10 protein-coding genes are annotated in these 13,412 nt (G+C 52.8%); all 10 read right to left on the bottom strand.

Annotated elements, in window-relative coordinates:
- Positions 1–118: 118 nt before the first annotated feature.
- A complete protein-coding gene (locus D570_RS0101045; protein WP_018142551.1) occupies positions 119–1,096 on the bottom strand; it encodes a PfkB family carbohydrate kinase in 978 nt (325 codons plus the stop codon).
- Complete coding sequence (locus D570_RS0101040; protein ID WP_018142550.1) at positions 1,093–2,547, bottom strand: purine-cytosine permease family protein; 1,455 nt, start codon at positions 2,545–2,547, stop codon at positions 1,093–1,095. The genes D570_RS0101045 and D570_RS0101040 overlap by 4 nt, the downstream gene beginning before the upstream one ends.
- A 120-nt stretch (positions 2,548–2,667) precedes the next feature.
- On the bottom strand, positions 2,668–3,690 hold the full coding sequence (locus D570_RS0101035; protein WP_156812193.1) for an ADP-ribosylglycohydrolase family protein: 1,023 nt from the start codon (positions 3,688–3,690) through the stop codon (positions 2,668–2,670).
- Positions 3,691–4,026: 336 nt separating this feature from the next.
- Complete coding sequence (yicI, locus tag D570_RS0101030; RefSeq protein WP_018142548.1) at positions 4,027–6,468, bottom strand: alpha-xylosidase; 2,442 nt, start codon at positions 6,466–6,468, stop codon at positions 4,027–4,029.
- A gap of 163 nt (positions 6,469–6,631) precedes the next feature.
- Positions 6,632–7,513 carry a carbohydrate ABC transporter permease gene (locus tag D570_RS0101025; RefSeq protein ID WP_018142547.1) on the bottom strand — a complete coding sequence of 294 codons (882 nt, stop codon included), beginning with the start codon at positions 7,511–7,513 and terminating at the stop codon, positions 6,632–6,634.
- Positions 7,514–7,515: 2 nt separating this feature from the next.
- Positions 7,516–8,466: a carbohydrate ABC transporter permease gene (locus tag D570_RS0101020; protein ID WP_018142546.1), complete on the bottom strand. Its 951-nt coding sequence runs from the start codon at positions 8,464–8,466 to the stop codon at positions 7,516–7,518.
- A 294-nt stretch (positions 8,467–8,760) separates the two neighbouring features.
- The gene (locus D570_RS0101015) at positions 8,761–10,065 is read right to left on the bottom strand and encodes an ABC transporter substrate-binding protein (RefSeq protein ID WP_018142545.1); all 1,305 of its coding nucleotides are present in this window, start codon (positions 10,063–10,065) and stop codon (positions 8,761–8,763) included.
- A gap of 172 nt (positions 10,066–10,237) precedes the next feature.
- Entirely contained in the window at positions 10,238–11,293 is a 1,056-nt protein-coding gene (locus D570_RS0101010) for a LacI family DNA-binding transcriptional regulator (RefSeq protein ID WP_018142544.1), read from the bottom strand.
- A gap of 23 nt (positions 11,294–11,316) precedes the next feature.
- On the bottom strand, positions 11,317–12,195 hold the full coding sequence (locus tag D570_RS0101005; RefSeq protein ID WP_018142543.1) for a hypothetical protein: 879 nt from the start codon (positions 12,193–12,195) through the stop codon (positions 11,317–11,319).
- A 72-nt stretch (positions 12,196–12,267) separates the two neighbouring features.
- Complete coding sequence (rfbB, locus tag D570_RS0101000; protein ID WP_026181744.1) at positions 12,268–13,326, bottom strand: dTDP-glucose 4,6-dehydratase; 1,059 nt, start codon at positions 13,324–13,326, stop codon at positions 12,268–12,270.
- Positions 13,327–13,412 lie beyond the last annotated feature (86 nt).

Here is a 13,412-nt window from a genome sequence, read left to right as displayed (position 1 = left end):
AGAATGTGTTTACTCGAAATGTTGTGACGTACCTCGTTTCAGGCAGCCTCAGTTGAGGCGCACAACAACTATCTAAGGATACTCGTGCAGGTCGACGAATTCAAGCTGCGGAGAGGATTTAATGCTGCTCGATTTTCGCGCATATCTCCTCGATGTGTGCGCGGTCGGGACAGGTGGCTGGACCGTGCTGCTGGGTGGATAACGCGCCGGCACAGTTAGCCATAAGCAAGGCTGTGCGCAGTGGCAATCCTTCGAGCAGTGCCGCACACAGTACGCCAGTATGCGCGTCTCCTGCCCCATTCGTATCGACGGGGATGACCTGCGGCGTAGGAATATACAGTACTTGAGCGGGTGTAGCTTCTGCTCGCCCATCGCAGTACCATGCGCCTTGAGCTCCTGCACGCAGCAGGAACTGCGTCTTGAGGTGCTCGGCGAGGAGCTGACAGCGCGCCGCATAGTCGTCGCTTTTGTCGAGGTGGAAACGCTCACACAGCAGCGCGCTTTCGCGTTCGTTCACCGACCAGAAAGGATGGAGCAGCGCGATGGCACGCAGGCTCTGATCCGGGATGGATTTCACCATCGGGCCGATGTCTAGCACGGTGACGCCTGTGCGGTCTGCATGCGCATGAGCGAAGGCCTCTAAAGCGGTGCGATTATCGACATGACTGAAAGAGTAGCCAGAAAGATATACGATGTCTGCGTCCGTGACGTCGAGCGTGGCGTAAAAATCGTGAGGAACCATGGTTTCTGCGCCACGTGTGGAGACGAAGCTGCGCTCGCCATCCGGCTCGGTCATGGCAATGCTGATGCCGGTATCTACACCAGGAATCTGACAGCCTATGCTGTGTACGCCCATGTCATGGAGCGCTGTTCGAGCGATGTCGGCCATAGGCCCATCACCCGTTGCGCCCACATAGTAGCTGTCTGCGCCCATCTGGCGAGCGGCATAGAGCACGTTGTATCCGCCGCCTGCGCTGAATTGAGCTCGGTTGGCGAAAATATCTCCGCCGCGTTCAGGCAAGTGATCTACAGTGAGCGCAAAATCCACTATGACCTGCCCGAGATGCAGGAAACGTCCTTCCTTTCGCGTGCTCATGCCTGTGTTTGCCCGTCATTCTTTGACTTTGCACCACCCAGAAGCGCATACATAGCGCCACTGAGGAGGATGGTAATGAGCCATGCCAGGCCGTTTTCACCGATAAAGGTGTGCGCGAGCGGCCCCGAGAACCACACCACATCCGAGGATACGCGCGCGGTGACGAAGAGGTAACCGATGATGGATGGGATGATCCAGCTGAGGAAGCCTGGGATATTTACGCCACCGGTATACCAGTAGCGTGAGCTTGGACTGAGATCTATGAGCGATTCGCCATCGTAGGTGTGCCTGCCGATCATATCCACCAGGAAGGTGCCTGTCCAAGCGGCGAGAGGCACGGACAGCAAGGAAATAAAAGTGATGAATGGTCCGTAGAAGCCATCGAATCCGAGTGTAAAGTACACGGCAGCTGTGGTGGTGACCAGTACGTCAATAACAACAGCGTAGGTACGTGGAATGCGAATACCTGTAGCCAACGTAGCGAGACCTGCCGAGTACACAGATTGACTATTGCACATCAGCAAACCTGCAAAGGCGGAAATCAGGTACGGCACGGATACCCAAGCTGGCAGTTGATCGCGCACAGCGATGACAGGATCCGAAGCGGTGGCAATATCCGAACCACCGGTTGTCAGTATAGAGCCCACGGTAATGACAATCAGCAGAGGAATGCCCGCACCTGCCGCAGCAGTCCAGATTAGGGAGCTAGCGCTGACGCTCTTCTTTTGGTATCGCGCCATATCCGCACCAGAATTGACCCAGCCGATACCCGTACCGGCTGCAATGGTGCCGATGCCGATAAGCACGGCACTCAGCGGACCGGGCTGAGCGGCCATAACCTGTGACCAATCCACGGTTGCTGCCAAGTATCCGGCCACCAGCAAGGTTAAGGCACCAAAAATCCATGTTGCCCATTTTTGAATTTTCAGGATAAAGGCGTGTCCAGCTACGGCTACGACCACGGTTAAGACCACGAAAATCAAAATAAACGACAAAATCAGCAACGGTGCCTCTTTTGCCTCCACCGACGTGCCGAAAATAATCGCATTCAGGGACAGCAAAGCGAAGGCACCCGTAATCGTATTGACTGTCTCCCAGCCGAGCCGACTAATCAACGCCACAATCGACGGGCCAATATTTCCCCGCACACCAAAAATCGCACGCGACAACCCGAGCGACGGCGCACCTCCGCGGCGGCCCGCCACAGAAATCACACCCACCAAAGCAAAGGAACCAAAGGACCCGATAGCCGTAACGATAATCGCCTGCCACACGTTCAGCCCCAAGGACACCAAGGTCGCACCTAGTGGAATGCCCAGAATAGAAATATTGGCCGCAAACCACACCCAAAACAACTGTCCAGGTGTACCATTGCGCTGATCATCTGGCACTGGCTCCAGCCCACGCTGCTCCACTTTCGTGAGCATACGAGAGGAATTCTCTTCAGCCATCATTTTCTCCTTCACCACGCCTACGCATGGCATCTCTTCATCTTTCTCTCTGTAACGCTCCACAAGCAGGCATATGCACGCTTGTGAAACGCTGAAATCTCAGAAAACTTCGCCACCTGCTTATAGCGTTCGCAAAGGAAGCAGCGCACTCGCCTTGTCTGCGAGATGGAGACCCGACACGACCTGCATTCTCTCCACTTCGCAAACTGGCCACGCGCTCGTACCACAGCAGGCGCCGAGCATGGCACCGCACATAGCGCCAATCGTATCTGTATCACCGCCGAGCGTAGCCGCCGTGCATAAAGCGTCGAACGGCCGCTCGTTATATCTCCATGCGAGAGCGAAGGCGGCCGGCACAGATTCGTTGGATTCCACGGATGTACCGCATTCCCAACGCAGTGTATGGAAGAATGTCTCCTCCTCTGCGATGTTTTCTGCCATCTCGAGAGCTTTTTTCACGCGGGTGAGTACATCGGCTTTTGCACTCCATGCGCAGTCAAAGCGCGCAATATCCGTGCTCATGGCCTCTACACTGCGCAGTGCTCCCGAAAGTGCTTCCTGTACGCTTGCACCCTCCGCGCCAAGACTGACGGCACTAGCGACGAGGGCGGCTGCACTAAAACCGTGCACGGTATTGTGCGTCACCTTGCAGGACTCGTGCACAAAGCCTGCAAAGGCGTGTACATCACGCTGCACACTGTGCGCTATGCCCACAGGAGTCACACGCATAGCTGCTCCGTTTGTGGTGCCGGTCCTGCCCGTAGTGCGACTATCTGCACCGGCGCGAATCTGCTCCAAGGCATATTTCGTGGACGGCCCCAGCAAATCATGGGAGCCGCGGCGGATCATGTCGTCTTCCCAGGCCAGCAGTGTGTGCGCTAACGCCAGAGCATCGATGTGCCCCTCGCCCTTTACGAGGAGATCGGCTACGAGCAGGGCTTGTTCGGTGTCGTCGGTGACAGATCCGGCGGGCATGGACGGGGCGATAGGCTGCTCAGCCACCGCATCACGTAGCGTTGTGATGTCCCCATACGCGCTGAGAATCTGCTCATGACTCATACTTTGCGTGGGCATACCCAGCGCATCTCCTAAAGCAAGGCCTTGCAAGGCTCCCAGGGCATGGTTGAGTTGTGCTGTATCCATCTGCATGGCAAACTGCGTCTTTCTCAGGCATTGACGGTAAATTAACTACAACATACCACTTGCATATTGCTAAACTGTGTGCCATCTCACTCCCCCTGTATTTTCATGGGATTTTCGTGAATTATTTTCGATTTTGCTGAATTTTCTTCGAAGTTTTCGATAACCGCTACGAGAGGCTTGCTACGAAAAAACAGAAAAGGCTGTACCGGCACACGTTATAGAGACTCAACGTGAAACCGATACAGCCTTGTGGGGATTCCTGATAGATCGCAGCCATTCGACAAACTGCGAAGTGTAACTGTGTACTTGTGTACCTGTGCGCCTAGGTTGAGGCGGTTAGTCGACTGAGGCGTTCAGCGTGACTTCTCCTGCCTGTGAAGCAACAATGTCACCTGTAGAACCCAGGCGAGCGCTAAAGTCGCGACCATCCGAACTACTGACGGTAATACTGCCGTCTGCGGCCTTGCGCGCAGTGAAGACGACCGCAGGATGCTCTGGATCGCTGACCTGAGCTTCGGCTGCATCCACCTGGTCGAGGAATACAGACACGAGGGCATCTTTCGCATACTCGTACACTGGGCTGGTAGCTTCCGGCTGGGATACGATAAGGCTTCCATCGCGCACCCACAGTGGAATGCTGTCGAAGTCGTGATGTTCGCGACGCCATACGCCGCTGGCGCTGCTCACCTTTTCACCCGTCAGCCAGTTCGCCCAGGTGCCCGCTGGTAAGAAGTACTCCACATTGCCGTCGTAGCCAAAGACTGGGGCCACGAGGAAGGAGGAGCCAAACATGTATTGCTTGTCGAGCGTGCGCGAGGTTGGATCGTCTGGGAATTCCAAGAACATCGAACGCATAACCGGGATGCCCTGAGCATGTGGCTGCAAGCCAGTTTCATACACATACGGCATCAAGGACAGCTTGAGCAAGGTAAACTGACGCAAAACATCCACAGCCGTCTGGCCTGCTGGATTGCGCACGCCATTCTTCTCATCTTCTTCATCGAAAAGCCATGGCACACGGTAGACAGTAGAGCCATGCAAACGCGAATGTGAGCCCAGCATACCGAAAGCTACCCAGCGTTTGTAGACGGCAGGATCTGGGAATGCGCCCTCAAATCCACCGATGTCGTGGCTCCAGAATCCAAAGCCCGAGCTCGTAATAGACAAGCCTGCACGTAGCGTTTGAGCCATACCATTAAAGGTAGATTCGCAGTCACCACCCCAGTGCACCGGCTGCATCTGGCCACCAACCGTGGCTGAACGCGCATACAAGCATGCATTGCCCTCGCCGTAGGTCTCTTCCAAAGCCTCAAACACGGTTTGGTTGTACAGCTGGGTGTACCAATTATGCATAGACAGCTTCGGCGAACCATCAAACCACACCACATCGCGAGGAATGCGCTCACCAAAATCGGTCTTGATCGCATCCACACCGTGATGCAGCAGACCCTTAACCTTATCCTTAAACCACTGACGTGCATCCGGATTCGTAAAATCGACCAAGCCCATACCCGCCTGCCACAGATCCGTCTGCCAGACCTCACCATTGGCCTTCTTTACCAAATAGCCCTTCTCCAGTGCTTCATCGAAGGCCGCACCGTGCTGACCTAGATACGGATTGATCCACGCGCAGATATGCAGACCCTTCTCCTCATGCAACCTGTGCAACGTATTTTCCACATCCTCGATATCACCGAAGAAACGCTTATCAAACTCAAAATCCGTCCACTGGAATTCACGCATCCAGTAGCAGTCATAATGGAAAGCACTCAGCGGAATATTGCGCTGCGCCATACCATCCACAAAGCTCGTAATCGTCTTCTCATCATATTTCGTCGTGAACGACGTGGTCAGCCACAGGCCATAGGTCCACGCCGGCACATTCGACGGACGCCCCACCAATGCGGTATAGCGCGACAGAATTTCCTTCGGCGTTGGTCCATAAATTACAAAGAAATCCAGCCCCTCACCGGGCACCGAGAACTGTACAGCCTCTGTATTTTCGCTACCCACTTCATAGGAAACATGACCGCGATTATTCACCAGCACACCATAGCCACGCGAGGTCATATAGAACGGAATATCCTTATACCCCTGCTCGGACGCCGTGCCGCCATCCTCATTCCAAATATCAATGCTCTGACCATTCTTCACATACGTGCCAAAGCGCTCACCGAAGCCGTAGACCTGCTCGCCCACACTCAGGTGCAGTTGAATGGCGGAGAATACGTCGGATTCGTCGTAGGCCTTGCCGTCCATGCTGACGCCAAATTCGCCAACTGGCTGAGCGGATACGGCTGCATCTGGGCGTAGCTTGTAACGCGCCAGCGACTTGCCAAAGGAACGTGTTAATTCCTTGCCCTCTGCTTCAAACACCAAATTCCAAGGGCTACCCTTGACGACCTTTGCGCTGAGCTTGCCGGAACGCAGACTGATGCTAGCGCCGTCTTCACCAATTTCGCCATCGCCTTCACCCTCACTGGAGACCTCGATATAGTCGCGATTTGTGGCAGTGTCTGCGTGGATGTCAAAACCTGGGTATTGCGTGGCACCGCGCCAATGCTGGGTGCGCACGCGGATGATACCTTCAGCTGGGGAGGTGATATCCACATCAAAAGTTGGAAGATTTAGCGTATTTGCACGATCCGTAATGCGCGCGGTTGGCGCCAGAATGTTGATGCTTTCTGTTTCTGGATGTGCGTGGAGTTCGTAGGCTTCGCGAGCGTACAGGGCTTCTACGCCATCTCGCAGTAGCCAGTATCCATTTGTAAATTTCATGATTGTTCTTTCGCATAATTGTGGCTATGCATGCTCAGCATATCCCTAGACACTTCTTCGTAAGACACCCGAAATGCCCAAGCATGCATAGCCGTAGGGGAGGTTGAAACGTTGTACTGTGCCGATTTCGTACCGCACTGCGCCGTTTATTTCACAGCACCGGTTACTTCACTGCACCGGTGGTAATACCACGAGCCAAGGTGCGCTGGAAGATGAGGTAGAACACCAACGTTGGCAAGATACTAATCAGCGATGCGGCTGCGATGGTGGTCACATCCATCAGACGATCGCCGGACAAGGACGCCACGGCAATTGGGATGGTCTGGCTCTTGTTGTCGATGAGGAATGCCATAGGAATCATGTATTCATTCCAGGTCCAGATGAAGAAGAACACAAGCATGACGGACAGGGTTGGCTTCGAAATTGGGAAGACTATCTTGGTAAAGATGGTCCACCTGCTCGCACCATCGATGGTGGCTGCTTCCAAAATGGCCGGCGGGAAGGTGCCATACACGCTGGAGAGCAGATAGGTACCGAAGGCGCTTTGAATCACCGTAAAGATGATGACGATGGCCCATGGGGAGTTGTACAGACCAATCTGCTTAAACATGATGTACAGCGGGTACAGCATGGCTTCCTGTGGCAGCATATTGGCTAGCATGATGAGCAAGATGATCCAGCGGCGGCCCTTGACTCGGCCGATGCCCAATGCAAATGCGTTAAACATGGAGAGAATCACGGCGAGTACTGCTACCAGGCCGGAGGTCCAGATGCTGTTCCAGAGTTTTTCTGGATAATTGACGCGCTTCCAGAAGTTCATCAGACCATCGAATTGCAGTTCGGTTGGCCAGCTTAACGGACCTGAGCTGTTGTATTGCGCCGTCGTTTTGAAGGCATTGAGCAGCAGCACGATGAATGGGAAGAGCATCACCAATCCACCGATAATGAGCAGTGCGAGCACGACCCAGTCGCCGGCTGTGCGGATCTTGCGTGTGTGATAACCCGCTTTTGATACGGTTTTCATAGTTTTTACACTCGAAGCCATGATTACTCCTCGTCCTCTTTAGCCACCTTCTCCTGAAGGGTGGTGAAGATAATCGATACGATGACAACGACGATGGTCAAAGCGGTAGCAATGGCTGCACCGTAACCCACCTGCTGTGCCTGGAAGAACTGCGTGTATGAGTAGTATGAAGGCACGATGGTGGAGGTACCCGGACCGCCGCGTGTCAGCATGTAGACCGGTCCGAAGACCTTCAAGGCTGCGATGGTGCAAGTCAACGCCACGACGAAGATTTCAGGACGAATAGATGGCAAGGTGATGGCAATAAATCGCTGCCACCAGTTTGCGCCGTCTAGGCTGGCTGCCTCGTAGAGTTCTGGATCTACGCGCTGCAGGCCGGACATGAAGATAATCAGTGGGTAGCCGATTTGGATCCAGATCATGATCAACATGAGGAAGATGAGCGCGGTGTCTGGCTTGCCGATCCAGTCGTGTTGGAGATTTCCGAGGCCTATAGCTTTCAGTACAGCGTTGAGCGCGCCATTTTCTGGGCGGAAAATCCATCCCATAACCAGCGCCGCCACGGAAATCGGCAGGAGCTGTGGGAAGTAGTATACTGCACGGAAGGTCGAGGCGGCCTTAGCTCCGAACTTCTTTTGTACCACGTCAAACATGAGCGAGGACAAGACCAGACCAATGAGAATTGGGATAATCACCATGGCGATAATCATCCAGATGGAATTTCTAAACGACACCCAGAAGGTGGCATCCGTCATTAATTTCTGCCAATTCTTCAGCCCCGCCCACTGTGGAGGACGAATGCCACGATAATTGGTGAAGCTTAAATATATATTCCATACAGCGGGGATGACGATAATCCACAGCAGCATCAGGAATCCCGGAATGAGGTACAGCCAGAATCTATTGGACGGGCTGCCCGGAATGCGTGAAGCCCCGCTTGGTTTGCCTGCAGGCTTTTGCGTTGTTTTTCTCATAATTCACTCCAAAGTGAGCTATTTTGAACGCACGAGAGGAAGCCAAGGGCGCCCTGCCCTTCGCAAAGTCTGTATGGTGCGCTTTATGTCGAATGTTGAGTAGTGTTTCCCCGTGAGAATTTCGGACGATGGAGAGATTTACACGACCTCAATTGTGCGATTAATTATGAAAGATAAAAAGATTGAGTGGGTTTCTGCTGAAGTGTGAGGCTCCTGACGTGTGCACTCACCTCACACTCCAGCAGAAATTATGATTTTTCGTTATGCTTCGTAAGTCTTCCTTAACTTACGGTGCTATTCCTTGACACCCGCGGATTCTACGCCCTTGTCGTAGTTATCCTTCATCTGATTCAAGGTGGTGGTGACATCCGCCGTTCCATTGACGAGCTCCTGCAAGGAAGCATTCAACTCATCGTAGAAGGTGGAGGTTGGCCAGTCTGGGTAGAAGCCCAATCCGTCGTTTTCCAGAACTGTATTGAAGGAGGTAATCAGTTCCTTAGACTTTTCGTCGGTGATGGCATCTGGATCCGCCGCAATTGGCAGGCCGCCGGAGTTACCCATCAAGTTCTGCACTTCTGGGCTCAAGGTGATATCGATGAACTTGGCAGCCAAGTCCTTGCGTGCGGAGCGCTCTGGTACGACCCAGATGTTTCCGGAAGATCCGACGACCTTCTTACTGTCTGGGAATGTGGAGAAGGTCCAGTTGGTATCCGCCATTTCAGTCTGGAAGCGTCCGAACCACCAGGTACCGGAGAAGAACATTGGATAGGTGCCCGCCATGAATGCCTGACCTGCATCTTCGGCCTTCACACCAGTGGAGTCCTTGGAAATGTAGCCCTTGTCGACCCAATCCTTAATGGTTTGGGTAGCGTAGGTCAGCTCGGTGCCCTGCCAGTCCACATCGCCGTCATACATTTCGTAAGCGTTGATAAAGCTGTCATCTGCCTTGCTCAAAGCCAGTTGCCACCACAGGTGCTGCAGTGGATACTCAGCCACGCCTTCGGACAATGGGGTTACACCGTTGTCCACGAACTTCTGCATAGCAGACACGAGCTCATCGTAGGTAGTTGGGATTTCGATGCCGTACTTGTCAAACATGTCCTTGTTGTAGTACATGACGACGTCTTCACCGTAGTTGGTAATGCCATACCAGTTACCGGAACCCATAATGCCCTTGTCATCATACTTTCCCGTAGCTGCCAAGCTTCCGCTGATCTTACTATCCCAGTTGTACTCCTTGACGTAATCATCGAGGTTGGTGAGCAATCCTTGGCTTGCGAGCAAACCAGCGGTAGCGTTGCCCTTGTTGTACTCCATGACGTCTGGAGCTTCGTCAGAATTCAGAATTTGTGAAGCGTTCTGGCGAATCTGCTCGAAAGACTTCTTTTCGAATTCCACCTTAACGCCATATTTTTCTTCGAAAAGTTCAATTGCTTTATCCCAAGCCTTACCCTGCGCACCGCTGGATTCTTCGTAGTGCCAGATCTTCAAGGTCGTAGGATTTTCTTCCTGAGCAACCTCGGAAGAGCCACACGCGGCTAAGGAAATTAAGGATGCAACGGCTACGCCCGCTGCAAGTACTTTATGGAGAGCCTTCATTTTCTTTTCCCTTCAACACCATCATTGAGATTGAATAGGCAGATCTCTTCGTCGTCGAATGAACATCTACCCTGTGCAATTTAAGAATAGTGAGTGGGGTCACAGGCAATCAAGAAAATTTCGACAAATTTCGACAGTTTGTTAAAAGTCTTAACTAAGCCGAGCGAGGTTTTTAGCCTTGCGGCGCAGGCCCTAACGTGCCCACATTCACATATTTAGACGGCAGTAACTCCACGGCGCCTACGTCGTCTCGCTTTCCTTCGAGAATTTCGATCATCATATCTACGCCACTTTTCGCAGTAACGGTGGCGTCTAACGGATATTCATTCATAGGATGCGGGATACGCGATACACCAAAAGTACAGGCTGCCATCAAGGAAAGATCCTGCGGTACTTTCAAGCCCCGCTTATACAGTGCTTCCTCCAGCATGCCTGCACCCACTGTACTTCCTTGCCAGATAATCAATGTGGGCCGCGCCTGGCTGTCGAGTAAATCTCCCAGGCCTTTTTCGATTTCTTCCATACTGCTTTCTTGCACAGTGCGGCACACCACGCTTATGCCCAAGTCCGAGCCGTGTTTAATAGCAGCATCGCGGAAACGAACCAGATAATTCGAGCCATCATCGAAGGCATCATTCAAACCGCCTACAATAGCGACTGTGCGATGTCCGAAAACGTGCGCCTTATCGATGGCATCGCGTCCAGCCTTTTCAAAATCGATATCGGTAGACCAAATATGCTCCGTATTGTTGGGATACCCCACCGCCACGACGGGCACGGGTAAATTCTTGGCTATATCAGCACGTGAGTCTGCAAGCAAAACGTCCAGCAAGAGGATACCGTCGACCATGTGATTATTGACCACACGGAAGAGCTCCTCATCACCGCTTTCATGCATAAGCAGCAGAATGTCGTAGCCATACCGGCGAGCGCGCTGAGCCAAAGCAAAGAAGAAGACAGCATAATTGGTGTAATCCGTATAGGGGCGCACGGGAGAGCTAAGCGCCAGCACCTTGGTGTCGCGGTGATAACGGGCTTCACCTAAACCCAGCTCGAGCGCTCGCGCATGATTTTTGGGCACATACCCGAGTGATTTTGCGGCATCAATAACGCGCTTTTTCGTTTCCTCACTAATGCTCCGTTTGCCGTTCATCACGTAGGAAACGGTGCTTACGGATACGGCGCTGCTACGCGCTACATCGGTAATGCTGACTTTTTTCTTACGCATGGTGTGCTGCCTTGCATGACTGCTTAGTACTTCGTGGGCGAGCCGAAGTAGCTGGTGTAGATGATGGAGAAGTTGCGGTTTCCATAGGAGGAGCAGGCATCGCCCTCGCCTACGCCCGCCTCCAGCGCGGCCTTGTTTGGCTGATACGGCGTGTAGATGTAGAGTACGGCGGTGGCGTTGTTGTAAATGTACACGTCACTTGCCCCGCAGCTTTCATCTGGTGAGAAGCGCACGGAGTTGAGGTCTCCGGCGTGGAAATTGTAGCGGGATTCGTGGTTGAGGTAGTACTTGAAACGCTCGGCTGCGCCGTAGACTTGATTGAAGAACCCTGCAAAGTTTTCATCACACTCGGCTGTATCTGGGCAGGACAGACCGAGAGCTTTGTCCAGCTGATCTTGGGTGACGCTGGAGCGTCCGATGAGATTTTGCTCTTTTTGCAAAATGGTAATTAAGACTTTTTGGCTGATGCCACAAGCACGCGCGGAGGCATTGATAACTTCTGCCGCTGTGGCTTTGCCCGAGGAGGGCGCTTCGTAGGCTGCACATTCATCGCTGGCATCCCGGGACTGCACATCCACGGTAAGATTTTTCAAACATAACTCGCCCGAGCAATTCTCGCCCTGCTCTTCAAGAAAGGTTTGAACTTCCGCAGCTGTCATAGCGTCGGAATCAAAAAATTGATTGTCCGAAATAATGTATCCCGGATCAAAATCATAGCTTGCAAACATCTGTGATTGCTCGGTTTGAGCGACTTTGACGGCCTGCTGCCATTGCACGAGTTTCGTCACCGTCACCGCCAATGCCACGGTGAGCACCGCGGCGAGGAACCATAGGAATCCTACGCGCAGCTTGTCTTTCGTAGAAGATTTCATCGTGCTCTTTTTATGTGCCTGCTTAGCCATAAACTCCTCATATTTCTTACGATCCCTGCTAATTTTAGCGTAGATGAGGTATCGATTTCAGATATGTTTGGGCTACTGACCGGAGCGTGCATATGCTTGCTCCACCTCCGTTTTTAAGGATTGCCACCACGCCGCGTGCCGTGCGTACCAATAAATAGTTTCCTTTAATTCTTCGGCAAAATCCGTCTTTTGCGGCTTCCAGCCCAATTCGTGCTGAATTTTGGAAGCATTCAAGGCATAGCGGCGATCTGCACCCAAACGATTGCGCACATGCGTTATGTGCACATCGGGGATTTCCTGGTCCACAATTACCTGCAAGTGCTCGCGTTCCACATCGATCGTGTCTGAAATCATGCGGGCCACATCGATATTGCTCGTCGCACGGTCTGCGCCCACAAGGTACGTTTCACCAGGTTTACCACGCTCTAGGATGGCCCAAATGGCACTGCACTGATCATCCACGTGTATCCAGTCCCGCACCGCCAGCCCATCGCCGTACAGTTTCATAGGCAAACCGCTCAAGGCGTTCGTAACCGCGCGCGGGATAAATTTCTCGATATGTTGATAAGCACCGTAATTATTGGAACAATTAGAAATCGTGGCACGCAGCCCATAAGTCCTCACCCATGCGCGCACCATGTGATCGGAGGCTGCTTTCGAAGCGGCATACGGTGAAGATGGCTTGTAGGGCGAAGTTTCCGTAAATTTTTCCGTAGAATCCAGCGGCGTATCGCCATAAACCTCATCCGTAGAAATGTGATGGAATCTCACACCATATTTCTGGGCCGCTTGAAGCAAGTTCAGCGTGCCCATGACGTTTGTTTCATAGAAAATCGTAGGCTGCTCAATAGCACGGTCATTGTGCGACTCGGCGGCAAAATGCACGACTGCATCCACACGTTGCATCACAGCATCCACCACAACTGGATCATTGATAGAAGCGTGGATAAATTCCACTCCCGAGCGAGTATCCGTCGTGTCGCTGAGCAAATCTGCAATATTGCTCAGATTTCCCGCATAAGTCAAGGCGTCCAGCACGATAAGGTGAGTCTGAGGATAATGCGCCCTAGAGTACCTCACAAAATTCGAACCAATAAAGCCAGCTCCACCGGTGACTAAGAGAGTTTTCATGCTAGCCAGTGTAATAAACAAGCTAGAACGCAAGGCTATGCACACCCTGCACGCTAGAATGGTGCCAAGCGACTCGCATATTGGAA

Origin of the sequence: Alloscardovia criceti DSM 17774 (assembly GCF_000376885.1) — a bacterium.
Lineage (GTDB): Bacteria > Actinomycetota > Actinomycetes > Actinomycetales > Bifidobacteriaceae > Alloscardovia > Alloscardovia criceti.
Note: the sequence above shows the minus strand (reverse complement) of the source record. Positions and strands in the feature narration are given on the sequence as shown.